This is a genomic window from Microbacterium sp. JZ37, assembly GCF_035188445.1.
Lineage (GTDB): Bacteria > Actinomycetota > Actinomycetes > Actinomycetales > Microbacteriaceae > Microbacterium > Microbacterium barkeri.
The window spans coordinates 2,382,510-2,404,518 of the sequence record NZ_CP045253.1; the positions used below are offsets into that span (position 1 = coordinate 2,382,510).

23 protein-coding genes are annotated in these 22,009 nt (G+C 71.6%); 5 read left to right on the top strand and 18 right to left on the bottom strand.

Going from position 1 to position 22,009, the window contains the following annotated elements; translation table 11 throughout:
- Window positions 1–59 precede the first annotated feature (59 nt).
- Window positions 60–698, top strand: coding sequence for a class I SAM-dependent methyltransferase (locus GC092_RS11030; protein ID WP_271174253.1), 639 nt, complete (start codon window positions 60–62; stop codon window positions 696–698).
- Here the strand turns inward: GC092_RS11030 and GC092_RS11035 are convergent.
- Complete coding sequence (locus GC092_RS11035; RefSeq protein WP_282980019.1) at window positions 695–1,588, bottom strand: LysR family transcriptional regulator ArgP; 894 nt, start codon at window positions 1,586–1,588, stop codon at window positions 695–697. The two genes, GC092_RS11030 and GC092_RS11035, sit on opposite strands and share 4 nt — an antisense overlap.
- 75 nt (window positions 1,589–1,663) lie before the next feature.
- On the opposite strand from GC092_RS11035, the gene GC092_RS11040 reads away from it, so the two are divergent.
- Window positions 1,664–2,344 carry a LysE/ArgO family amino acid transporter gene (locus GC092_RS11040; RefSeq protein WP_324011945.1) on the top strand — a complete coding sequence of 227 codons (681 nt, stop codon included), beginning with the start codon at window positions 1,664–1,666 and terminating at the stop codon, window positions 2,342–2,344.
- On the opposite strand, the gene dapF is transcribed toward GC092_RS11040, so the two are convergent.
- The 13 genes from dapF to GC092_RS11105 all read right to left on the bottom strand — a co-directional run bounded on the left by dapF (window position 2,345) and on the right by GC092_RS11105 (window position 16,502).
- On the bottom strand, window positions 2,345–3,217 hold the full coding sequence (gene dapF, locus GC092_RS11045) for a diaminopimelate epimerase (RefSeq protein ID WP_282980016.1): 873 nt from the start codon (window positions 3,215–3,217) through the stop codon (window positions 2,345–2,347).
- 58 nt (window positions 3,218–3,275) lie between these two features.
- A complete protein-coding gene (gene miaA, locus GC092_RS11050; protein WP_324011946.1) occupies window positions 3,276–4,193 on the bottom strand; it encodes a tRNA (adenosine(37)-N6)-dimethylallyltransferase MiaA in 918 nt (305 codons plus the stop codon).
- Window positions 4,190–5,737 carry a tRNA (N6-isopentenyl adenosine(37)-C2)-methylthiotransferase MiaB gene (miaB, locus tag GC092_RS11055; protein WP_324011947.1) on the bottom strand — a complete coding sequence of 516 codons (1,548 nt, stop codon included), beginning with the start codon at window positions 5,735–5,737 and terminating at the stop codon, window positions 4,190–4,192. The genes miaA and miaB overlap by 4 nt, the downstream gene beginning before the upstream one ends.
- 49 nt (window positions 5,738–5,786) lie before the next feature.
- Window positions 5,787–6,722: a regulatory protein RecX gene (locus tag GC092_RS11060; protein ID WP_324011948.1), complete on the bottom strand. Its 936-nt coding sequence runs from the start codon at window positions 6,720–6,722 to the stop codon at window positions 5,787–5,789.
- Between the two features lie 7 nt (window positions 6,723–6,729).
- Window positions 6,730–7,791 carry a recombinase RecA gene (gene recA / locus GC092_RS11065; RefSeq protein WP_271174246.1) on the bottom strand — a complete coding sequence of 354 codons (1,062 nt, stop codon included), beginning with the start codon at window positions 7,789–7,791 and terminating at the stop codon, window positions 6,730–6,732.
- 260 nt (window positions 7,792–8,051) lie between these two features.
- Window positions 8,052–8,270, bottom strand: a complete 219-nt coding sequence (locus GC092_RS11070; RefSeq protein WP_324011949.1) for a DUF3046 domain-containing protein — start codon at window positions 8,268–8,270, stop codon at window positions 8,052–8,054.
- Between the two features lie 6 nt (window positions 8,271–8,276).
- Window positions 8,277–8,591, bottom strand: coding sequence for a helix-turn-helix domain-containing protein (locus GC092_RS11075; RefSeq protein WP_271174244.1), 315 nt, complete (start codon window positions 8,589–8,591; stop codon window positions 8,277–8,279).
- Window positions 8,592–8,717: 126 nt separating this feature from the next.
- Window positions 8,718–9,218, bottom strand: a complete 501-nt coding sequence (locus GC092_RS11080) for a CinA family protein (protein ID WP_309299976.1) — start codon at window positions 9,216–9,218, stop codon at window positions 8,718–8,720.
- Window positions 9,211–9,792: a CDP-diacylglycerol--glycerol-3-phosphate 3-phosphatidyltransferase gene (pgsA, locus tag GC092_RS11085; RefSeq protein WP_324011950.1), complete on the bottom strand. Its 582-nt coding sequence runs from the start codon at window positions 9,790–9,792 to the stop codon at window positions 9,211–9,213. Before pgsA ends, GC092_RS11080 begins: the two co-directional genes overlap by 8 nt.
- Before the next feature lie 25 nt (window positions 9,793–9,817).
- Complete coding sequence (locus tag GC092_RS11090; protein WP_324011951.1) at window positions 9,818–12,634, bottom strand: DNA translocase FtsK; 2,817 nt, start codon at window positions 12,632–12,634, stop codon at window positions 9,818–9,820.
- 100 nt (window positions 12,635–12,734) lie between these two features.
- The gene (locus GC092_RS11095; protein WP_271174241.1) at window positions 12,735–14,411 is read right to left on the bottom strand and encodes a ribonuclease J; all 1,677 of its coding nucleotides are present in this window, start codon (window positions 14,409–14,411) and stop codon (window positions 12,735–12,737) included.
- A gap of 80 nt (window positions 14,412–14,491) precedes the next feature.
- On the bottom strand, window positions 14,492–15,469 hold the full coding sequence (dapA, locus tag GC092_RS11100; protein ID WP_282980002.1) for a 4-hydroxy-tetrahydrodipicolinate synthase: 978 nt from the start codon (window positions 15,467–15,469) through the stop codon (window positions 14,492–14,494).
- Between the two features lie 10 nt (window positions 15,470–15,479).
- A complete protein-coding gene (locus GC092_RS11105) occupies window positions 15,480–16,502 on the bottom strand; it encodes a LacI family DNA-binding transcriptional regulator (RefSeq protein ID WP_324011953.1) in 1,023 nt (340 codons plus the stop codon).
- Between the two features lie 113 nt (window positions 16,503–16,615).
- Here GC092_RS11105 and GC092_RS11110 point away from each other — a divergent pair, with 113 nt between their 5' ends.
- Complete coding sequence (locus tag GC092_RS11110; RefSeq protein ID WP_324011954.1) at window positions 16,616–18,139, top strand: alpha-N-arabinofuranosidase; 1,524 nt, start codon at window positions 16,616–16,618, stop codon at window positions 18,137–18,139.
- A 30-nt stretch (window positions 18,140–18,169) separates the two neighbouring features.
- Here GC092_RS11110 and GC092_RS11115 read toward each other — a convergent pair whose 3' ends face one another.
- From GC092_RS11115 to GC092_RS11130, 4 genes are read right to left on the bottom strand one after another with little or no spacing between them, the layout of a single operon-like run.
- Window positions 18,170–18,676, bottom strand: a complete 507-nt coding sequence (locus tag GC092_RS11115) for a dihydrofolate reductase (protein ID WP_324011955.1) — start codon at window positions 18,674–18,676, stop codon at window positions 18,170–18,172.
- A 3-nt stretch (window positions 18,677–18,679) separates the two neighbouring features.
- Window positions 18,680–19,489, bottom strand: coding sequence for a thymidylate synthase (locus GC092_RS11120; RefSeq protein WP_324011956.1), 810 nt, complete (start codon window positions 19,487–19,489; stop codon window positions 18,680–18,682).
- Between the two features lie 34 nt (window positions 19,490–19,523).
- Window positions 19,524–20,087 carry a DUF4395 domain-containing protein gene (locus tag GC092_RS11125; RefSeq protein ID WP_324011957.1) on the bottom strand — a complete coding sequence of 188 codons (564 nt, stop codon included), beginning with the start codon at window positions 20,085–20,087 and terminating at the stop codon, window positions 19,524–19,526.
- A complete protein-coding gene (locus tag GC092_RS11130) occupies window positions 20,080–20,517 on the bottom strand; it encodes a TlpA family protein disulfide reductase (RefSeq protein ID WP_324011959.1) in 438 nt (145 codons plus the stop codon). The genes GC092_RS11125 and GC092_RS11130 overlap by 8 nt, the downstream gene beginning before the upstream one ends.
- A gap of 146 nt (window positions 20,518–20,663) precedes the next feature.
- On the opposite strand from GC092_RS11130, the gene GC092_RS11135 reads away from it, so the two are divergent.
- Together GC092_RS11135 and GC092_RS11140 are read left to right on the top strand one after the other, a co-directional pair.
- The gene (locus GC092_RS11135) at window positions 20,664–21,086 is read left to right on the top strand and encodes an OsmC family protein (protein WP_271174233.1); all 423 of its coding nucleotides are present in this window, start codon (window positions 20,664–20,666) and stop codon (window positions 21,084–21,086) included.
- Window positions 21,087–21,092: 6 nt separating this feature from the next.
- Window positions 21,093–21,992, top strand: coding sequence for a TIGR01777 family oxidoreductase (locus tag GC092_RS11140; RefSeq protein ID WP_324011960.1), 900 nt, complete (start codon window positions 21,093–21,095; stop codon window positions 21,990–21,992).
- The last annotated feature ends 17 nt before the right edge of the window (window positions 21,993–22,009 follow it).

Genomic DNA, 22,009 nt, shown 5'->3' on the forward strand with positions numbered 1-22,009 from the left:
CGGTTGCGGGAACGAGGGTGTTGCGTGCGACCCGGATGCCTCCGGTAATCTCGAGGATCATGGGGGACCACTACTTCAGCGCGCATCCCTCCGCCCCCGAGCAGCTCCGTCGCATCCGCGTGTCCCTCGCCGACCGCGACGTCGAGGTGACGACCGCGGGCGGGGTCTTCAGCCCGGATCACGTCGACAGCGGCACCCGCGTGCTGCTGTCGAACACCCCTGAGCCTCCCGCCGGCGGCGACTTCCTCGACCTCGGCGCTGGCTGGGGCCCGATCTCCCTGTCGCTGGCCATGCTCTCTCCGCGCGCTCGGATCTGGGCGGTCGACGTCAACGAGCGCGCGCTCGATCTCGTCCGTCGCAATGCCGATGAGCTCGGCCTCGACAATGTCAACGCCGTGCTGCCCGAGGATGTTCCCGACGGGATCTCGTTCCGCACGATCTGGTCGAACCCGCCCATCCGGGTCGGCAAGGCCGTGCTGCACGAGCTCATGGAGACGTGGCTCCCCCGACTCGCCGAGCGCAGCGATGCCTACCTCGTCGTGCAGCGCAACCTGGGCTCCGACTCCCTGCACCGCTGGCTCGACGCCGCTCTCGACGACCGTTTCAGCGTCCACCGCCACGCGACGGCCAAGGGCTTCCGCGTGCTCAAGGTGCGCCGACACGGCAGCCCGGCGACCGGAGCCGTCGAGATCGCCTAGCCGCGCTCAGGCGGCAGCGCGGCGCGCGCGGCCGTGACGACCGCCTCGCGGATGGCCGTGAGCAGCGGCGACCGCAGGTTCCACTGCTGCCAGTAGAGCGGGACGCGCAGCCGCGGCTCGCCCAGCTTCACGAGCAGTCCCGTCTCGATGCCCGGCTTCGCCTGCAGCGGAGGGAGCATCCCCCAACCGAAGCCGAGCCGCACGGCGGCGGCGTAGTCCTCGGATGCCGGGACGTAGTGGCGGGGCGGCCGCGACGGGTCGACGCCGCGCTCGCGCAGCCAGGCCGACTGCACGTCGTCGGCGCGGTCGAAGTCGATCAGCGGCGCGCGCGCGAGTGCGCTCGCCGTGACGCCGTCGGGGAGCCACCGAGCGACGTAGCCCGGCGTCGCGACGGCGTCGTAGATCGTGTCGCCCAGGGCGGTGACCGTGCACCCCGCGATCGGCTCGCGCTGCGACGTGACCGCGGCCATGACGGTTCCGGCCTCGAGCAGCGCGGCCGTGCGGTCCTCGTCCTCGCGGCGCAGCTCGAAGGCGACGTCGTGCGTGCGCGTCACCGGCTCCAGCCCCGGCAGCAGCCACGTCGCGAGCGAGTCGGCGTTCACCGCGATCGGCACGCTCATCCGTCCGGGCCCCTCGAGTCCGAGCGCGACGCTCGCATCGTGCGCAAGCAGGCCGTACTGCCGCGCGAGGCGCACGACGACCGCGCCCGCCTCCGTGGCGCGGGCGGGCTTGGAGCGGACGATGAGCACGCGCCCGAGCTGCGCCTCGAGCGACCGCAGCCGCTGGCTGACCGCCGACGGAGTGATCCGCAGCGCGCGAGCGGCGCCCTCGAGGCTCCCCTCATCGACGATCGCGGAGACAGTGCCGGCGAGTTCGGGCGAGATCTGCATAAGCAGAGCTTAACGAGCGTGAGAATCGTTAGATCCGCTTTTCACTTCTCGCGGCGGGCGCGTAGCGTCGAGAGCATGTTCAGCGCCCTGCTCGCCGGCTTCGGCCTCTGCCTCTCGCTCATCGTGGCACCCGGTGCGCAGAACGTCTTCCTCCTCAAGATGGGCATCCGCCGCCAGCACGCGGTCGCACTCGCGGTGACCTGCTTCCTCAGCGACGTCGCGCTCGTCGCGGCGGGCGTCGCCGGATTCGGCGTGGTCGTGGAGCACCTGCCCTGGCTCTTCGACGCCGTCAAGTGGGCGGGCGTCGTGTTCCTCGCGGGATACGCTCTCGCGGCGGGGTGGCGCGCCCTCCGGCCGACGGGCGAGACCCTCGCGGTCGCCGAGGAGCCGGGCGTCGACCGCGAGCCGGAGTCCTCGGCGGCACCGCGCACGAGCACGGCGACGATCGTCCGTCCGCGCACGGCGACCACGGCGCTCCTGCCGGCCGTCCTCGCGTGCCTCGCGATCACGTGGCTCAACCCGCACACGTATCTCGACACCGTGCTGCTGCTGGGCTCGATCTCCGCGAGCTACGGCGACGCCCGTTGGCTCTTCGGCCTCGGCGCGGTGCTGGGCAGCGCCGTCTGGTTCGCCTTCCTCACGGCGATGGCGCGCGTCGCGGCGCGCTGGCTGCGCTCCCCGCGCTCGTGGCGCATCCTCGACGGAGCGATCGCGGTGATCATGGCGGCGCTCGCGACGACGCTCGCCTTCGCCTGATCAGGCGAGCGCGACGGTCCCCGAGAACACGAGGGTCGCCGGTCCCGAGAGCGCGACGTGCTCGCCCTCCTCGGTCGGGAACATCCGCACCCCAAGCGTTCCGCCGGGCACGTCGACCCGCCAGAAGTCAGGGGCGTCGGCGCCCGCCCAGTCGCGGACCGCGAGGGCCGCGGCCGCCGTCCCCGTTCCGCAGGAGAGGGTCTCCCCCACGCCGCGCTCGAACACGCGCATGCGGATGCGTCCGATGCCGTCCTTCACGCCCTGCGGGACGACGAACTCGATGTTCGCTCCGTGGGGCGGCACCGGGTCGATGATCGGCTGCACCGTGAGATCCAGGCCGGCGAGCTCCTCCTCGGAGGCGAGCGCCACCACGACGTGGGGGTTGCCGACGTCGATCCCGAGGCCCGGCCGTGCGACGCTGAGGCCCCGCGCGCGCACGAGCGGGTCCCCCGGCTCGGCGCGCCATCGCCCGAGGTCGACCTGGAAGCCCGTCTCGCTGCGTGTGATGTCCTTGACGCCCGCGCGAGTGCCGATCGGCAGCGTCGAGCCCGCCGGCAGGTCGGCGAGGCCGGCGTCGAGCAGATAGCGCGCGAACACGCGCGTGCCGTTGCCGCACATCTCGGCCTTCGAGCCGTCGGCGTTGCGGTAGTCCATGAACCACTCGGCGGCCGGTTCCTCCGCGAGCGACGCGGCGCCTTCCGGGAGCGCCGCCGAGCGCACCACGCGCAGCAGGCCGTCCGCGCCGATGCCGAAGCGCCGGTCGCACAGCGCCGCGATCTGGTCGTCGGTGAGGTCCAGCTCGCCTTCCGGGTCGGCGACGATGACGAAGTCGTTGCCCGTGCCGTGTCCCTTGGTGAACTGGATCTCCGTCATCCCCCCAGTCTATGGCCGCAGGATGGCGGCGGCCGGGGCACGGGGACGTCGGGCGGACTCAGCGCAGGGCGTCGACGAGCGGGACAGCACCCGCTTCGAACCAGCGCACCTCCGGGTACCGCCGGAACCACGAGACCTGCCGTCGTGCGTAGCGGCGCGTGAGCGCCTGCGTCTCGGCGATCGCGTCCTCCTCGGAGAGGGTGCCGTCCAGCTGCGCGAGCGCCTGGGCGTAGCCGATCGCGCGCCGCGCCGTCGCCCCCTGCTCGAGACCCTGCGTGCGGAGGTGCTCGACCTCCCCCACGAGACCCTCGTCCCACATCCGCTCGACGCGCCGGTCGAGACGCTCGACGAGGGCCGCCCGCTCGAGGTGGAGACCGAGGATCGTCGCAGGACGCCACAGCTCGGGCGCCTCCGGGAGAGCGGCGCCGTGCGTGGACGCGCCCTGCGCGAGGACCTCGAGGGCGCGCACGATGCGGCGGCCGTTGCGCGGGTCGACGCGGGCGGCGGTCTGCGGGTCCTCGTGCTGCAGACGCGCGTAGAGCGCGCCGGGCCCCGAGGTCTCGAGCTCGGCCTCGAGGCGCGCACGCAGAGCCGCGTCGCGCGGCGGGAAGCGGAAGTCGAAGAGCACGCTCGAGACGTAGAGCCCCGATCCGCCGACGAGGATCGCATCGTGCCCGCGGGCGAGCGCGGCGTCGATCGCCGCGCGCGCGTCGACCTGGTAGCGCGCGACAGCGGCCTCCTCGGTCACCTCCAGGACGTCGAGGAGGTGATGCGGGATGCCGCGGCGCTCGGCCACGGGGAGCTTGGCCGTGCCGATGTCCATGCCGCGGTAGAGCTGCATGGCGTCGGCGTTCACGATCTCGGCGTGCCGACCCTCCGCGGCGACGGCCTCGGCGATGTCGAGCGAGAGGTCGCTCTTGCCCGTTCCCGTCGCTCCGACGACGGCCCAGAGCCGCGGCGAATCCGCGAGCGTCACACGCCGACGCGGATGGTGGGCAGGCCGAGCCGCACGGCGCCCGAGGCGCTCGCGCCGGGTGCCGCGGGCACCGCGCACGACTCCGCCTGCGAGCGATCCCATGCGTCGCCCGCGCGCGTGCGCCGGATGCGCAGCGGCGCGCCGTCGGGGCTGTCCGCGAGGAGGTGGAAGGGCGCGGCGTGCGTGATCTCGACGGTCACGACGTCGCCGGGGCGCGGGCGCTCCGAACCGTCCGGCAGCTCGAAGTGCACGAGCCGGTTGTCCTCCGCGCGGCCCGTGAGGCGGTGGGTCGCGGCGTCCTTCTTCCCCTCGCCGGTCGACACGAGCACCTCGACCGACCGACCGAGCTGCTTGTGGTTCTCCTCGAGCGAGATGCGCTCCTGAAGGGCGATGAGGCGGTCGTAGCGCTCCTGCACGACCTCCTTCGGAACCTGGTTCGGCATGGTCGCCGCCGGCGTGCCCTCGCGGATCGAGTACTGGAACGTGAACGCGTTCGCGAACCGCGCCTCCTCGACGACGCGCAGCGTGTCCTCGAAGTCGGCGTCCGTCTCACCCGGGAAGCCGACGATGATGTCGGTCGAGATCGCGGCGTGCGGGATGCGCTCGCGGACACGATCGAGGATCCCGAGGAACTTGGCGCTGCGGTAGGACCGGCGCATCGCCTTGAGGATGCTGTCGCTGCCCGACTGCAGCGGCATGTGCAGCTGCGGCATGACCGCGGGGGTCTCGGCCATCGCCGCGATGACGTCGTCGGTGAAGGCCGCAGGGTGCGGGCTCGTGAAGCGGATGCGCTCGAGGCCGTCGATCTCGCCGGCGGCGCGGAGCAGCTTCCCGAATGCCTCGCGATCGCCGAACTCGACGCCGTAGGTGTTCACGTTCTGGCCGAGCAGGGTGACCTCGATCGCGCCGTCGTCGACGAGCAGGCGGATCTCGCTGAGGATGTCGCCGGGCCGACGGTCCTTCTCCTTGCCGCGAAGGCTGGGGACGATGCAGAACGTGCAGGTGTTGTTGCACCCGACGGAGATCGAGACCCATCCCGAGTAGGTCGAGTCGCGCTTCGTCGGGAGGGTCGACGGGAACACCTCGAGGGACTCGAGGATCTCGACCTCGGCCTCGCCGTTGTGGCGCGACCGCTCGAGGAGCTCAGGCAGCGAGCCCATGTTGTGGGTTCCGAAGACGACGTCCACCCAGGGCGCGCGCTCGAGAACGGCTTCCTTGTCCATCTGGGCGAGGCAGCCGCCGACGGCGATCTGCATGCCCGCGTGGGCGTCCTTGCGGGACTTGAGATGACCGAGCGTGCCGTAGAGCTTGCCCGACGCGTTCTCGCGGACCGCGCACGTGTTGATGACGACGAGATCGGCCTCCTCGCCGGGCGCCGCCTTGACGTAGCCGGCGCTCTCGAGCGAGCCGGAGAGGCGCTCGGAGTCGTGCACGTTCATCTGGCACCCGAAGGTGCGGACCTCGTACGAGCGAGCGCGTCCCTGTGCGTCGAAGGCTGCGGGCGAGGGCTCGATGAGCGTGGGGGCGCTGGATGGCGTAGTCATGACCAGGACATTCTACGTTCCGCTCCCCGCGGGCGCGCCGAGGGATCGCTCAGCGGAACCGCACGCTGTGACCGCCGCCGCGTGCCTCGTCGAGTGCGCGACGCGCCGCGGTCATCGCGAGCGAGCCGCCGAACCCCCGCCGCGCGAGCTGGCCGACGAGCCGCCGGAGAGCGGTGTCGTCGTCATAGCGCACGAGGCTCCGCGCCTTCCCGCGTGCGAACTCGAGGGCGCGCTCCTCGTCGTCGTCGGGCAGGTCGTCGAGCGCGGCGTCGATCACGTCGCGCGGGATGCCGCGGGACGACAGCGCCTGCGCGATCGCGCGGCGCCCCTGGTTCTTGCGCGTCGTGCCGGCGTGGACGAGCTGCTCCGCGAGGGCGGCGTCATCGAGTGCGCCGAGCCGCTCCAGCCGGTCGATGATCTCGTCGACCAGGCCCGCGTCGACCTCGTCCTTCCGCAGCCGCATGCGCGCCTCGCTCACGGAGAGCGAGCGCGAACGCAGCGCCTTCAGCAGCCGAGCCTCCGCAGCGTCGGCGACCTCCGATGGCCCCCGCTCGTCCTCGGAACCAGCGGGGTCGACGGCAGGAGCGACCTCCACGAACCGCACGCCGTCGCGCACGGTCGTCGTGACGGCCGGGACGGGAGCGATGCGCCGCTCGCCGGCCCCGAGATCCCGCCAGGTCGTGTGCCAGCGTTCGCCGGACGCCTCGTCGGACGCTCGGGCGTCATCCGCGTCGTCGCCGCTCATCGACGCGACGCCGCTCGGGATGGCATCGCCGGGGATGGCGCCGTCCGCCGCGTGCCGGCTCGCCCTCCCGGCCGGATGCGCCGACCTCGCGGGATCCGCGACGCCGGCCGCCCCGCGGTCGGCGTCATCGGATGGGCGCGTGCGGCGCGTGGGGTGAGAGGGTGCCACCGGCCCCCTCCCACCGAAGAGCGGGATCACGGGGGCGAGGTCGCCCTCGCCCCCGTCGGCCACGTCGCTCATGCGCGCCTCACGCCGTGCGGCGGACCGGCTCGACCGCCGCGGGCGCGGACTCTGCCGAGGCCGCGACGCCGCGCTGGCCGATGCCGAGCTTGTCCTTGATCTTGTTCTCGATCTCGAGTGCGATGTCGGTGTTCTGGATGAGGAAGTTGCGCGCGTTCTCCTTGCCCTGCCCGAGCTGGTCGCCGTCGTAGGTGTACCAGGAGCCGGACTTCTTCACGATCCCGTGCTCGACGCCGAAGTCGATGAGGCTGCCCTCGCGCGAGATGCCGACACCGTAGAGGATGTCGAACTCGGCCTGCTTGAACGGCGGAGCCATCTTGTTCTTGACGACCTTGACGCGCGTGCGGTTGCCGACCGCCTCGGCGCCGTCCTTGAGGGTCTCGATGCGGCGGATGTCCATGCGGACGGACGCGTAGAACTTGAGCGCCTTTCCACCCGCGGTGGTCTCGGGAGACCCGAAGAACACGCCGATCTTCTCGCGCAGCTGGTTGATGAAGATCGCCGTGGTCTTCGTCTGGTTCAGGCCGCCCGTGAGCTTGCGGAGCGCCTGCGACATGAGGCGGGCCTGGAGGCCGACGTGCGAGTCGCCCATCTCGCCCTCGATCTCGGCGCGCGGAACGAGCGCGGCGACCGAGTCGATGACGACGAGGTCGATCGCGCCCGACCGGATGAGCATGTCGGCGATCTCGAGCGCCTGCTCTCCGGTGTCGGGCTGCGACACGAGGAGCTGGTCGATGTCGACGCCGAGCTTCTGCGCGTACTCGGGGTCGAGCGCGTGCTCGGCGTCGATGAACGCGGCGATGCCACCCGCGCGCTGCACGTTGGCGATCGCGTGGAGCGTGAGCGTCGTCTTTCCCGAGGACTCGGGGCCGTAGATCTCGATGATGCGGCCACGCGGGATCCCGCCCACGCCGAGCGCGACATCGAGCGCGATCGACCCCGTGGGGATGACTTCGACGGGCGCGCGCTCGTCGCTGCCCAGTCGCATGACCGAGCCCTTGCCGAACTGCTTGTCGATCTGTGCGAGGGCCGACTCGAGGGCCTTCTCGCGGTCTGCTGGTGCGGGCATTTCCTGTTCCTTCTCCACTCGTGAACCGCCGCCTGTAGGCTGTCGCGCTCCGACCGGATGGCCGAGGACTGCGACAAGGCGCGTGGCGCTGATGCCGACTCCCACGCTACGGAGGACCACCGACATCGCCGCCGGACCGCCGCATCTGTGGAGGGATATCGTCCCGGAACCACGTTGTGCACGAGACTACGCTCTCTTCGAACGCACCTTCGATGACACGCCGATGAACGCGATCCGAGAATCGAACGGCGGGCGCGGGCTCAGCGTCGCGGCTCGAGCCGGCCGGCTCCGTGCCGGCGTGCGGGAGGGACGTCCGTCTCGATGCACAGCGCCTCCCAGATGTCGCGCGGAGGCACGCCGGCCTCGAGCGCCTCCTGGGCGGTGCGCCCGATGCCCGTGAGCACCAGGTCGTGCACGAGCGAGGCCGCGCGACCGCCGAACTCGGCGTCGACGGCGCGCAGGAACTCGCTGCGGCGCATGCGCGGTCAGCGGAAGGACAGCTCGGGCTCGACCTCGGCGATGAGGTCGTCGGGCACGACGTCGGGGAACGCCTGCACGTCGAGTCCCTCGAGCACCGCGATGCGATCGCCCACCGTCCGGTAGATCGTGGAGATGGGCACGTCGAGCGCCTCGGCGACCGAGGCGAGGATCTCGCTCGAGGCCTCCTTCTGGCCCCGCTCGACCTCGCTCAGGTATCCGAGCGCGACGCTCGCCTTGCTCGCGACCTGACGGAGGGTCTGGCCCTTCTGCTGGCGGAAGCCGCGCAGAACGTCGCCGATCTCTTGACGAACCAGGATCATGACTATCCCCTCCTCACTCCACCATCCGACGGATGCATCAGAGTACAACACCGATGAGACCAATTTAATCCCGCTTGACACGGGGCGGGGCGCCGCTCATGCCGAGAATCCGCCCAGTGCCCGCCCTCAGATCTCTGCGACCGCGAGATCGAGGGCCGCGAGCACGGCGCTCGCCCGGATCTCCGCCCGGTCGCCGTCGAACAGGTGCGAGGCCACGACGACGCGCTCGGGCGTGGCGACCGCGACGTGCACGGTCCCGACCGGCTGCCCGTCCGGCGACGCCGGGCCGGCGATCCCCGTCGTCGACAGCCCCACCATGGTGTCCTCGTCGGCCAGCGCGAGCGTGCGCCGCGCTCCGGCCGCCATTTCGCGCGCGACGTCCGGGTGCACGGCGCCGTGCTCCTCGAGGAGGGCCGCGTCGACGCCCAGCACGCTGTGCTTGATCGCGGTGTCGTAGGCCACCACGCCGCCGCGCATCCGCTGCGACGAGCCGGGCACCTCGATGATCGCCGACGACAGCAGGCCGCCCGTGAGCGACTCCGCGGTCGCGATGCTCCAGTTGCGCGCCGACAGCCGGCGCAGGAGCTCGTTCGCGACCGCGAACGTCTCGCGCTTCACGTCACTCACCGGTGTCCGCCCGCGCTCCGCGGATCTGCGCGAGCACGTAGTCGACGCCGCTCGCCACGGTGAGCACGACGACGATCCACATGAGGATGAGGGTGATGACCGCGAACGCCGGCTCGCCGATGAGAAGCCAGAACGGCAGGAGCGCCCACCCGAGCGCCACGCCCTGGAACGCGGTCTTGACCTTGCCCATCCAGGCGGCGGCCACGACGTGCTGCCGGACGACCACGAAGCGGTGGATCGTGATCCCCCACTCCCGGACGAGGATGACGACGACCATCCACCACGCCATCTCGCCGAGGATCGCGAGCCCGACGAAGGCCGCGCCCGTGAGCAGCTTGTCGGCGATCGGATCCCAGAGCTTGCCGAAGTCGCTCACGATGTCGTAGCGGCGCGCGAGGTAGCCGTCGACCCAGTCGGTCGAGATCGCGACGATGAAGAGGATGGCCGCGGTCCACCGCAGGGGAAGGCTTCCCTCGCCGAGATGCCCCCCGATGAGCAGGAGCACGAAGAACACGATCGCGAGCGGGATGCGCACGACCGTGATCGCGTTGGGGAGCTGGCGGGGGATGCTCATGGCCTCAGTCTGTCAGGCGCGGGCGTCAGTAGCGCGGCTCGTCGCGCCCGGTCAGACCCCAGGCGTCCTCGGACTCGCTCTCGTCGACGACCTCGCGGCCGGCGAACTGCGCCTCGATGGGGTCGTCGGCATAGCGGTCGTCGGCGTCGGGCACCGAGGGCGCCTCGGGCGAGGGAGCCGCCGGAGCGGCAGCGGGCGGCTCCTCGCCGCGCAGCTTCGCGAGCACGCCGGGCAGCTGCTCGGGCGTGACGAGCACGTCGCGGGCCTTCGAGCCCTCGGACGGTCCGACGATCTCTCGCGACTCGAGCAGGTCCATGAGGCGGCCGGCCTTCGCGAAGCCCACGCGCAGCTTGCGCTGGAGCATCGACGTCGAGCCGAACTGGCTCGTGACGATGAGCTCGGCCGCGGCGAGGAGCAGCTCGAGGTCGTCTCCGATGTCCTCGTCGACCTCCTTCTTCTTCGGCTCGAGCGCCTCCGCGACATCCGCGCGGTACTCGGGCCGCGCCTGCCCCGTGACGTGCGCGACGACCTTCTCGATCTCCTCCTCGGTCACCCACGCGCCCTGCACACGGAGCGCCTTCGACGACCCCATGGGCGAGAACAGCGCGTCGCCCTGCCCGATGAGCTTGTCGGCGCCCGGCTGGTCGAGGATGACGCGGCTGTCGGTGACGCTCGTCACGGCGAACGCGAGGCGCGAGGGCACATTGGCCTTGATGAGGCCGGTGACGACGTCGACCGACGGCCGCTGCGTGGCGAGGACGAGATGGATGCCGGACGCGCGTGCGAGCTGCGTGATGCGGACGATCGAGTCCTCGACGTCGCGGGGAGCCACCATCATCAGGTCGGCGAGCTCGTCGACGACGACGAGGAGGTAGGGGTACGGCTTCAGCACGCGCTCGCTGCCGGCCGGCACGTCGACCTCGCCCGCGACGACCGCGCGGTTGAAGTCGTCGATGTGGCGGAATCCGAACGACGCGAGGTCGTCGTACCGCATGTCCATCTCCTTCACGACCCACTGGAGAGCCTCTGCGGCCTTCTTCGCGTTCGTGATGATCGGGGTGATGAGGTGCGGCACGCCCGCGTAGTTCGTGAGCTCGACCCGCTTCGGGTCGATCAGCACCATGCGCACCTCGCTCGGCTTGGCGCGCATGAGGAGGCTCGTGATCATCGAGTTCACGAAGCTCGACTTTCCGGAGCCCGTCGAACCCGCGACCAGGAGGTGGGGCATCTTCGCGAGGTTCGCCACGACGAAGCCGCCGCCGACGTCCTTGCCGACGCCGATCGTGAGCGGATGCGTCGACTTCTGGGCCGCGGCAGAGCGGAGCACGTCGCCGAGCGCGACCGTCTCGCGGTCGGCGTTCGGGATCTCCACGCCGATCGCGCTCTTGCCCGGGATCGGGGCGAGGATGCGCACGTCGTTCGACGCGACGGCATAGGCGATGTTGTTCGAGAGCTGGGTGATCTTCTCGACCTTGACGCCGGGCCCGAGCTCGATCTCGTACTGCGTCACGGTCGGGCCGCGCGAGAACCCGGTGACCTGCGCATCGACCTTGAACTGCTCGAAGACGCTCGTGATCTGGGCGACCACGCGGTCGTTGGCCTCGGAGCGCGCGACGGCCGGAGGGCCCGACGCGAGCGCGGTCGGCGACGGCAGCACGTACGGCTGCGAGGGCGGCTGCGGCCCGCGGCCGCCGGGGCCGTCGGTCCCGAAGCCGGTGAATCCCGGCAGATCGTCGGTCTCGTCGTCGAGGTCGTCTCCGTCGCCGACGAGGCCCGTGCGCCGCTCGGCGCCGTCGCCGCGCAGCCCGGCGAGCACCGAGGAGGTGAGCACCTCCGTCACCGCGTCGTCCGGGTCGTCCGTGCGGATGTCGTCGGCCGCCGGCGCCGACGTCACGATCGCCTGGTCGTAGCCGCGATCGGTCTGGTCGGTGAGCAGCTCGGTGAGGTCCTGTGGCTCCGAGACGACCTCGGGGTCCTCCTCGCGGCCGGACTTGTTCCGCCGCCACCACGGCACGCCCGCGTCCTTGCCCTCGTCGGCCTCGTCGCCCTCGAGCACCTTCGTCGGAGCCGTCGCGCCCTTGGCGGGCTTCTCGCGGCTCTCCGGCGCGGTGCGCTCGGCGTCGAACATCCACAGGTAGAGGTCGCCGAGCCGCTGGCCGATGCGGTTCGGCGGCGTCTTGGTGAGGATGAGCACGCTGAGCACGGCGAGCAGGGACAGCACGACGTATGCGCCGACGTCCGTGATGAGGAAGGCCATGGCCTCGGCGACGAGCCACCCGAAGACGCCGCCCGCCTCGCTCAGGGCGAGCACGCCCTCGACCGGCTTGGGGCGCCCGCCTGCCACGTGCAGGAAGCCCGCGATCGTCACGGTGAGCATGCCGAAGCCGATCCCCACGCGCCCGTTGTCGTTCACCGAGGACGGATGGCGGAAGAACCAGCCGGCCAGCAGGAGCAGGAGGATCGGGAAGATGAAGGCGGCGCGGCCGATCAGCAGGCCGAACGAGTAGGCGCTGATCTGAACGGCGATCTCGTTGCCGATGAAGAACCACTCGTTGACGGCACCCGCGATCGCGAGCAGCACGAGCAGGAGCGGGAAGCCGTCGCGGCGCTGGTCCTTCTCGAGGACCTCGGGCCCGAACGCGCGGAAGAGGCCGCCCACCGCGCGAGCGAGGCCGTTCCATCCCCGGACGAGCAGGGGCTGCCGCTCGGCCTCGTCGACATAGCGCTTGGGAGCCGGATCGGCCTTCTTGCGCGGGCGCGGAGCGGCCACGGCCTCATCCTTCGAGGCCCCGCGGGTGCTTCTGGTTCCCGGGCTCTTCGACGCGGCGGACGTACGTGGCATTGCTCCACGGTACGTCGCCGGGCCGACATCCGGCCGGAACGACGCGGATCGGCGCGGAATCCCGCGCCGATCCGGCGTCCACGACGGCGCTCGCGCCCCCTCAGGCCTCGATGACGAGCGGCACGATCATCGGCCGGCGGCGCAGCGACTGGTTCACCCAGCGGCCGATCGTCCGACGCACCGTCTGCGAGAGCGCGTGGTTGTCGCGCACGCCCTTCTGGGCGGCCTCCTCGAGGGCCGCGACGATCTTCGGCTTGACCTTGTCGAAGACCCGATCCTCCTCCGCGATGCCTCGCGCGTGGATCTCGGGGCCCGTGATGATCCTGCCGGTCTGCGAGTCGACCACGACGATCACCGACACGAAGCCCTCCTCGCCGAGCGTCCGGCGGTCCTTGAGGTCGGCATCCGTGATGGCGCCGACGCTCGAGCCGTCCACGTAGACGAAGCCCAGGTCGAGCTGGCCCACGACGCGCGCCTCGCCGTCCTTGAGGTCGACGACCGTGCCGTTCGAGCCGATGATGGTGCGCTCGGCGTCGATGCCCGTGTCCTGCGCGAGCCGGGCGTTCGCCATCAGGTGCCGGTACTCGCCGTGGACGGGCAGCACGTTGCGCGGCTTGAGGATGTTGTAGCAGTAGATGAGCTCGCCGGCCGCGGCGTGGCCCGACACGTGCACCTTCGCGTTGGCCTTGTGCACGACGTTGGCGCCGAGCTTCGTGAGCCCGTCGATGACGCGGTAGACGGCGTTCTCGTTGCCCGGGATGAGGCTCGAGGCGAGGATGACCGTGTCGCCCTCCCCCGGCTCGATCTCGTGGTCGAGGTTCGCCATGCGGCTCAGCACGGCCATCGGCTCGCCCTGCGACCCCGTCGACATGTAGACGATCTGGTGGTCGGGCACATCGCGTGCCTTCTTGTAGTCGATGAGCACGCCGTCGGGCACGTTGAGATATCCCAGGTCGGCGGCGATCGTCATGTTGCGCACCATGCTGCGGCCGAGCAGCGCGACGCGCCGCCCGTTCGCGGCCGCGGCATCGAGCACCTGCTGCACGCGGTGCACGTGGCTCGAGAAGCTCGCGACGATGACGCGCCCCGGCGTCTTCGAGATGACCTGGTCGAGCACGGGCCCGATCGACCGCTCGGTCGGCGTGAAGCCGGGCACGTCGGCATTGGTCGAGTCGGGCAGGAAGAGATCGACGCCCTCCTCGCCGAGCCGCGCGAAGGCGCGCAGATCGGTGATGCGGCCGTCGAGCGGCAGCTGGTCCATCTTGAAGTCGCCCGTGTGGAGCACGAGGCCGGCGTCCGTGCGCACGGCGACCGCGAGCGCGTCCGGGATCGAGTGGTTCACCGCGACGAACTCGAGCTCGAACGGCCCGGCCTCCCACGTCTCGCCCTCCTTCACGACGTGCGCGACGGGGGTGATCCGGTGCTCCTTGAGCTTCGCTGCGGTGAGCGCGAGCGTGAGCGCGGAGCCGATGATCGGGATGTCGGGGCGCTGCTTGAGGAGGTACGGGACGGCGCCGATGTGGTCCTCGTGCCCGTGGGTGAGCACCACGCCCACGACGTCGTCGAGACGTCCGCGCAGCGGCTCCATGTCGGGCAGGATCAGGTCGACGCCCGGCTGGTGCTCCTCGGGGAAGAGCACGCCGCAGTCGATGATGAGGATCTCGCCGTCGATCTCGTACGTGGTCATGTTGCGGCCGACCTCGCCGAGACCGCCCAGGGGCGTCACCCGAAGGGTCCCCGGGGTGAGATCTGCGGGCTCGAGAACCTGTGTGGACATCGTCCGCCTTCCGGGATGCCCTGCGGCATCCGGTTCGTCGTATTCGGTGTTGTCGCGACGACCGGTGCCGCCGCGGGAGATCAGCGGGTGGTGCCGGGCACCTTCGGCAGCGCGCCGCCCGCGGCCGCGTTGCGGTCGGGGCGGAAGTTCGAGAAGTCGACCCCGTCGACGTCCTTGACAAGCGCGAGCTCGTCTTCGATGAGCGCGGCCTCCCATTCCTCGGGACCGACGAGCGGCAGGCGCACGCGCGGGCTCGAGATCCGGCCGAGGCCGTGCAGCACGTACTTCGTCGCGACCGTGCCGGGCACGTGCGTCATGAGCGCGCGCACGAGCGGCTCGAGGCGCTTGTGCTGGTCGGTCGCCGTGGCGAGGTCGCCGCGGTTCACCGCGTCGACGATCGTGCGGTACGGGCCCGAGGCCACGTTGGCGGTCACGCCGATGAGGCCCGTGGCGCCGATCGCGAGCTCGGGGAGCACGTTGGCATCGTCACCCGAGAAGTACATGAGGTCGGTCTGGTTGAGCACGCGGCTCACCTCGCTGAGGTCGCCCTTGGCGTCCTTGACCGCGAGGATGTTCGGGTGCTTCGCGAGACGCAGGATCGTCTCGTAGCGGATCGGGATGCCCGTGCGCCCGGGGATGTCGTAGAGGATCACCGGGAGGTCGGTCGAGTCGGCGATGAGCCGGAAGTGCGTGAGGACGCCCGCCTGCGTCGGCTTGTTGTAGTACGGCGTGACGATCATGATGCCGTCGGCGCCGGCCTTCTCGCTCTTCTGGTAGAGGTCGATCGCGTGCGCGGTCTCGTTCGAGCCGCCGCCCGTGATGATCTTCGCGCGCCCGGCCGAGACGTCCTTGCCGACCTCGACGAGGCGCAGCTTCTCGGCGTCGGTCAGGGTCGAGGTCTCCCCCGTCGTGCCCGTGACGACGATCCCGTCGGCGCCCTGGGCGATGCACGCGTCGATGTGCTTCTCGACGCCGGGCCAGTCCACTTCGCCGTCCGCCGTCATCGGCGTGACGAGCGCGACGAGAACCTGTCCGAAGGGATTGCCCGTGTGCGTCATGGCATCAAGGCTATCGCCTCGACGACGGCGACGCCTTCGTCGTGGCCCTCAGCACGAGGCGCGCGGGGCTCACGAGGTGCCGCGGCGCGAAGTCCGCGCGCGCCATCCGCGCCTCGAGCGTCTCGACCGCCTGCTCGACGATCCAGCGGGAGCCGGGATCGACCGTCGACAGCCCGCCGGCGACATGGCGGCTGATCCCGACGTCGTCGAACCCGATCACCTGCACGTCCCCCGGCACCGCGACGCCCGCGTCGGCGAGCCCCGCGAGCACGCCGAAGGCGATCTGGTCGGTGACCGCGAAGACGGCGTCGACGCCGAGGCCGTCCCGCACCGCGCGCGCGATGGCGTCGCGCGCGCCGTCGACGGCCGGCTCGCGCACCTCCAAGACGAGCTCGGGATCCGCGGCGAGCCCCGCGTCCGCGTGCGCCGCGCGCCATCCGTCCGTGCGCTGGCTCGACATCGTCACGCCGCGCGACGCGCGCGCGCCGCCGACGATCGCGACGCGCCGCGCGCCGCTCCCGATGAGGTGGGCGACCGCCATCCGCGCGCCCTCGGCGTTCGCCATGGTGACGTGGTCGAAGCGCTCGGGCACCTGCTGCTCGCCGAGCATGACGATGGGCGTGGGGATGGCGATGCGGTCGAGGTCGGGCGCGCCGAGCCCCACAGGGCTCAGGATCACGCCGTCGTACATGCGCAGGCGCGCGAGCGACAGGGCGGACAGCTCGCCCTCGACGCTCGCACCGCTCTGCTCGACGACGAGGTGGCGCCCCCGAAGGGCGAACGCCTCGGCGAACGCGGCCGCGAGGTCGCCGAAGTACGCGTGGTCGAAGCGCGGCACGATGAGCGCGACCGTGTCGGTGCGCCCCGCGCGCAGGCGCCGCGCCGTGAGGTCGATCTCGTACCCGATCTCCCGCACCTTCTCGAGCACCCGCAGCCGTGTCTCGGCGCTCACCCGCCCGCGGTCGTTGAGCACGTTCGACACCGTCATGACCGACACCCCGGCCGCGCGCGCCACGTCGCTCATCGTCGCCATGGCCGCCTCCTTCGCGCTCGCGCCGCTCGGATCGACCCTATGCGAATCCGCTCTTCCCCCGGAGCCCGTCCGGATGTATCGTTACATCACTTCTCTCACCCGGAAAGGCTCCCATGTCCTCCACCCGCGTCGTCATCGACCTCGACCTCCCCGGCCCCACGATCAGCCGCCACCTCTACGGGCACTTCGCCGAGCACCTGGGGCGGTGCATCTACGGCGGCTTCTTCGTCGGCGAGGACTCCGACATCCCGAACGAGGGCGGCATCCGCCTCGACGTCGTCGAGGCGCTCCGCGAGCTCGCGATCCCGAACCTGCGCTGGCCGGGCGGCTGCTTCGCCGACGACTACCACTGGCGCGACGGCATCGGCCCGCGCGAGAGCCGCCCGCGCATGGTCAACTCCCACTGGGGCAACGTCGTCGAGGACAACTCCTTCGGAACGCACGAGTTCATGCAGCTCTGCGAGATGCTCGGCGCCGACGCCTACGTGAACGGCAACGTCGGCTCGGGCACCGTGCGCGAGATGAGCGAGTGGATCGAGTACCTCACACGGGCCGATGACTCCCCCATGGCCGCGCTGCGCCGCGAGAACGGCCGCGACGAGCCCTGGAAGGTGCCGTTCTTCGGCATCGGCAACGAGGCCTGGGGCTGCGGCGGCAACATGCGCGCCGAGGCGTACGCGGACCTCGCCCGCCAGTACGCGACGTACGTGCGCGACCACGGCGGCAACACGGTGTACCGGATCGCGGCGGGCGCGAACGCCGACGACCTCGAGTGGACCGAGACCCTCATGAAGGCGCTCGGATGCCTCGGCTGCGACGGCCAGGGATCCTCGCCCTATCAGGCGGTCTCGCTGCACTACTACACGATGTCGGGCTCGTGGCAGAGCAAGGGCTCGGCGACCGAGTTCGACGAGGACGAGTGGTACCTCGCGCTCTCCCGCGCCTTCCACATCGAGCAGCTCCTCACGCGGCACAGCACCGTGATGGACCGGCACGATCCGCGCCGCCGCGTGGGCCTCGTCCTCGACGAGTGGGGCACGTGGTGGGATGTCGAGCCCGGCACGAACCCCGGGTTCCTCTACCAGCAGAACACCCTGCGCGACGCGCTCGTCGCGAGCGTGCACTTCGACGCGTTCCACCGCCACGCCGACCGCCTGGTCATGGCGAACATCGCGCAGACCGTCAACGTGCTTCAGGCGATGCTCCTCACCGACCCCGAGACCGGAGCGCTCGTGAAGACCCCCACGTTCCACGTGTTCGCGATGAACGTCGGCCACCACGACGCGCAGGCGCTCGAGGCGCATGTCGTCGACGGCGAGACCCGCGCGGTCGACGGGCGCGACCTGCCGATGATCTCGGCGTCGGCGTCGACCAAGGACGGCGCGGCACTCGTGTCCCTGTCGAACCTCGACGCCGACCAGCCGCGCACGGTCGTCCTCGACCTGCGCGGCAGGGCGGTCGAGGGCTGGTCGGCCCGCCTGCTCACGGCCGACAGCACGGCCGCGCACAACGTGCCCGGTCAGCCGGAGAACGTCGCGCCGGTCGACTTCGACGGCGTCCGCACGCACGCGCGCGGCCTCGAGGTCGAGCTCCCGCCGCACTCGTACGCCACGGTCAGCCTCCGGCTGGGCGCGTGAGCCGAGCCGCTGGGCCCCCGCAGCGGGGGCTCAGCGGCGCCGGTACACGATGAAGCGGTAGCGGGTGCCCGTCCGGCTCGTGAGCCACTCCGCGGGGCCCTCGGGCTCCGACCGGACGACCCGCCACTCCTCGCCGATCTCGGGCGCGTAGGCGTCGCCATCCGCGTCGACGTCGACCTCGGTGACCCACAGCTCGTCGACGACGTCCATGGCCTGCGCGTAGATCTGCGCGCCGCCGATCACCCAGACCTCGTCGTCGATCCGCCCCGCGGCCTCGAGGGCGTCCTCGAGCGAGTGCACGACCTGCGCGCCCTCCGCCGCGAAGCCCTCGTCGCGCGTGACGACGATGTTGGGCCGGTCGGGAAGCGGGCGGAAGCGCTCGGGGAACGACAGCCACGTCTTCCGCCCCATCACGACCGGCGTTCCCGTCGTGGCGCGCTTGAAGAAGGCCATGTCCTCGGGCAGCTGCCACAGCATGCCCCCGTCGGACCCGATCGCGCGGGTGCGCGACTGCGCCCAGATCGAGCGGATGGTCACGGCTCAGACCGCCACGGCCGCGCGGATCGCGGGATGGTGGCGGTACTCCTCCACGACGAAGTCGTCGTACGCGTAGTCGAACAGCGACTCCGGCTTCCGGGCGAATCGCAGCGCGGGGTACGGGTAGGGCTCGCGCGAGAGCTGCTCGACGACCTGCTCCCGATGGTTGTCGTAGATGTGGCAGTCGCCGCCGGTCCACACGAAGTCGCCCGGCTCGAGACCGGTCTGCTGGGCGACCATGAGCGTGAGGAGCGCGTACGACGCGATGTTGAAGGGCACGCCGAGGAAGAGGTCGGCGCTGCGCTGGTAGAGCTGGCAGCTGAGGCGGCCGTCCGCGACGTAGAACTGGAAGAGGGCGTGGCACGGCGGCAGCGCCATGTCGTCGACCTCGGCCGGGTTCCACGCCGTCACGATGTGCCGACGGCTGTCGGGGTTCGCCTTCAGCTGCGCGACGACCTTCGCGATCTGGTCGATGCTCTCGCCGCTCGGCGTCGGCCACGAGCGCCACTGCACGCCGTAGACGGGGCCGAGCTCGCCGTCCTCGTCAGCCCACTCGTCCCAGATCGACACGCCGTGCTCCTGGAGCCACCGCACGTTCGAGTCGCCGCGCAGGAACCACAGCAGCTCGTAGGCGACCGACTTGAAGTGCACGCGCTTCGTCGTGATGAGCGGGAAGCCCGCGCTGAGGTCGTATCGGATCTGCCGCCCGAACACGCTCGTCGTCCCGGTGCCCGTGCGGTCGTCCTTGTGCGTGCCGTTCGCGAGCACGTCGCGAAGGAGATCCTCGTACGGGGTGGGGATGGCGCCGCTCATGACGTCAAGGCTAGTCGGGATGGCGCGCGCCGGCTCAGGCGGCGCGCTCGCGTCCGACGATGCCCGCGCGCTGCAGGAGGAGGTAGATCCGGCAGCCGAGGCAGAAGCCGAATGCCGCGTTGAGGAAGGCGGCGACGAACGCCGCGGCCGCCGCGATCGGCAGCGCCCAGGGCACGGCCGCGAGATGCAGGACGAGGCCGAGCCCCGTGACGAACAGGCCGACGCCCTGCGCGAAGCGCGGCGGGCGCGGGTCCTCGAGCTCCGCAGGAGGCCCGAGTCGAGGGCGGACCACGCGGCGGAAGAGCACGCCCCACGGCGCGGTGCGCGGCGAGACGACGCTCCAGAGGAAGAGCAGCGCGACGACGAGCACCGCGAGGAAGCCGGGATCCGCCGCGCGCTCGAAGACGGAGGCGGCGCCGATCCCCGGCGTGAAGACCGCACCGCTCGCGGGCTGGTGGGCGAACCAGCCGAACGACGCCGCCGTCCGCGTCGAGACCCCCGTGAAGGCGAGGAACGTCGCGGCGAGCAGCAGCGCGCTCGTGATGGCGGCGGCGAAGCGGGGGCCGCGCGGATCGATCCCTGCGGGGGCGTCAGGCATGGGTCTTCCCTTCGATGGCGTCGAGCTCGGCCATCACCGTGTCGCGGGTCGGAGCTCCGGCGATGCGGGCGCGCGGGACGCCGCGCGCGTCGAGGACGAGGGTCGTGGGCGTCTGGAGCACGTGGAAGCGCCGGGCGATCTCGACGCGGTGCGTGACGTCGACGTCGACGTGCGCGACGCCATCCCTCTCCCCCGCCACGTCGGAGAGCAGCCGCCGCACCGCGGGGCACCGGGCGCACAGCTCGGTGCTGAACTGCACGAGCGTCGCGCGCTCCCCGAAGGCGCCGGGGGCGAGCCCGAGCGCCGTCGGGGCGACGGCATCCGCCCGGACCGCCCGAGCGCGGCCCTCGCGTCGCCGCAGGAGCACGCCGACGGCCGTCGCGACGAGGACGATCGCGACGAGAGCGGCGAGAGCGGCGGCGGGGGTCATCGGAACCACGGTAGATCCGTCGCCGTGCCGACGGACCCGAGGTGGCGGAATATGACATGAGGGGCGCCGACGCAAGGCGTTCCCCGTGTCGGGCCGCGCCGTTAGGCTGGCCGCGGACCATCCGCCCCCGATCAGGAGGAACGACAATGACCGTCACCAGCGAAGCCAGCACCTCGTGGCAGGGATCCCTCTTCGAGGGCTCCGGCACCGTCTCGTTCTCGACCGGCGTCGGGACGTTCCCCGTGAACTGGAAGGCCCGCAGCGAGGGCTCCGACACGACGACCACCCCTGAGGAGCTCATCGCGGCAGCGCACTCGTCGTGCTTCAGCATGGCGCTCTCGAACGCGCTCGCCGAGAACGGCACCCCGCCGGAGAAGATCGACACGACCGCGTCGGTCACCTTCAAGCCCGGCACCGGCATCACGGGGAGCCACCTCAACGTCAACGCCGTCGTCCCCGGCATCGACGCCGAGCGCTTCCAGCAGATCGCCGAGGAGGCCAAGGCGGGCTGCCCCGTCTCGCAGGCGCTCGCCGGCATCGAGATCTCGCTCGAGGCGACGCTCGCGTAACCCAGGATGACCGCCTCCTCGCTCACGCGCGTCATCGTCGCCGGCTCGTCGGGCCTCCTCGGCCAGGGCGTCGTCGACGACCTCCGCGCGGCGGGCGTGGAGGTGACGCGTCTCGTCCGCCGCGCCCCGAGCGCCGCGGACGAGACGCGCTGGCTCGACGCTCCCCATCTCGATCCCGCTGTCCTCCGAGGCGCGGACGCCGTCGTGAACCTCTGCGGCGCGAGCGTGGGGCGCATCCCCTGGACGCCCGCGTACCGGCGGCGCCTGCACTCCTCGCGGCTCACGCCCACGCGCGTCCTCGCCCGCGCGATCTCCCAGCTCGACGATCCGCCCCTCCTCGTCTCGGCGAGCGCCGCGGGCTGGTACGGGTCCTCACCCGACGGCCCCGTCACCGAGGACGCACCTCATGGCAGCGGATTCCTCGCCGACCTCTGCGGCGCGTGGGAGCAGGCCGCGCACGACGCCGGGCCCCGCGTCGCGCTCCTCCGCACCGCGCCGGTCGTGCATCCCGACGGCGTCCTGCGTCCGCTCATCCCCCTGACGCGAGCGGGTCTGGCCGGCCCGCTCGGCTCGGGGCGCCAGGTGTGGGCCTGGATCTCCTTCGAGGACGCGATCGCGGCCATCCGCCACGTCCTCGAGCACCGGCTGACCGGGCCGGTCAACCTGGCTGCCCCGGTCGCGACGACCGCGAACGACTTCGGGCGGGCGCTCGCACGTCGGCTGCGACGCCCTTTCGCCCTGCCGGCGCCCGCATGGGCTCTCCGCGCCGCGCTCGGGCGCGACTTCGCCGACGACATGCTCCTCGTCGACGCCGACATCGTGCCGCGAGCGCTGCAGTCCACCGGCTTCTCGTTCGCCCACCCGGCGCTCGAGGACGCGATCGCCGCGGTCGTCCCCGAGCGCTGAACGGCTGCAGCGGGCGT

Excerpts from the sequence above, each read along its gene's own strand:
- GC092_RS11030 (WP_271174253.1), top strand. The coding sequence starts at position 60 with ATGGGGGACCACTACTTCAGCGCGCATCCCTCCGCCCCCGAGCAGCTC.
- GC092_RS11035 (WP_282980019.1), bottom strand. The coding sequence starts at position 1,588 with ATGCAGATCTCGCCCGAACTCGCCGGCACTGTCTCCGCGATCGTCGAT.
- GC092_RS11040 (WP_324011945.1), top strand. The coding sequence starts at position 1,664 with ATGTTCAGCGCCCTGCTCGCCGGCTTCGGCCTCTGCCTCTCGCTCATC.
- dapF (WP_282980016.1), bottom strand. The coding sequence starts at position 3,217 with ATGACGGAGATCCAGTTCACCAAGGGACACGGCACGGGCAACGACTTC.
- miaB (WP_324011947.1), bottom strand. The coding sequence starts at position 5,737 with ATGACTACGCCATCCAGCGCCCCCACGCTCATCGAGCCCTCGCCCGCA.
- GC092_RS11060 (WP_324011948.1), bottom strand. The coding sequence starts at position 6,722 with ATGAGCGACGTGGCCGACGGGGGCGAGGGCGACCTCGCCCCCGTGATC.
- recA (WP_271174246.1), bottom strand. The coding sequence starts at position 7,791 with ATGCCCGCACCAGCAGACCGCGAGAAGGCCCTCGAGTCGGCCCTCGCA.
- GC092_RS11070 (WP_324011949.1), bottom strand. The coding sequence starts at position 8,270 with ATGCGCCGCAGCGAGTTCCTGCGCGCCGTCGACGCCGAGTTCGGCGGT.
- GC092_RS11075 (WP_271174244.1), bottom strand. The coding sequence starts at position 8,591 with ATGATCCTGGTTCGTCAAGAGATCGGCGACGTTCTGCGCGGCTTCCGC.
- pgsA (WP_324011950.1), bottom strand. The coding sequence starts at position 9,792 with ATGAGCATCCCCCGCCAGCTCCCCAACGCGATCACGGTCGTGCGCATC.
- GC092_RS11090 (WP_324011951.1), bottom strand. The coding sequence starts at position 12,634 with ATGCCACGTACGTCCGCCGCGTCGAAGAGCCCGGGAACCAGAAGCACC.
- GC092_RS11095 (WP_271174241.1), bottom strand. The coding sequence starts at position 14,411 with ATGTCCACACAGGTTCTCGAGCCCGCAGATCTCACCCCGGGGACCCTT.
- dapA (WP_282980002.1), bottom strand. The coding sequence starts at position 15,469 with ATGACGCACACGGGCAATCCCTTCGGACAGGTTCTCGTCGCGCTCGTC.
- GC092_RS11105 (WP_324011953.1), bottom strand. The coding sequence starts at position 16,502 with ATGGCGACGATGAGCGACGTGGCGCGCGCGGCCGGGGTGTCGGTCATG.
- GC092_RS11110 (WP_324011954.1), top strand. The coding sequence starts at position 16,616 with ATGTCCTCCACCCGCGTCGTCATCGACCTCGACCTCCCCGGCCCCACG.
- GC092_RS11120 (WP_324011956.1), bottom strand. The coding sequence starts at position 19,489 with ATGAGCGGCGCCATCCCCACCCCGTACGAGGATCTCCTTCGCGACGTG.
- GC092_RS11125 (WP_324011957.1), bottom strand. The coding sequence starts at position 20,087 with ATGCCTGACGCCCCCGCAGGGATCGATCCGCGCGGCCCCCGCTTCGCC.
- GC092_RS11130 (WP_324011959.1), bottom strand. The coding sequence starts at position 20,517 with ATGACCCCCGCCGCCGCTCTCGCCGCTCTCGTCGCGATCGTCCTCGTC.
- GC092_RS11135 (WP_271174233.1), top strand. The coding sequence starts at position 20,664 with ATGACCGTCACCAGCGAAGCCAGCACCTCGTGGCAGGGATCCCTCTTC.
- GC092_RS11140 (WP_324011960.1), top strand. The coding sequence starts at position 21,093 with ATGACCGCCTCCTCGCTCACGCGCGTCATCGTCGCCGGCTCGTCGGGC.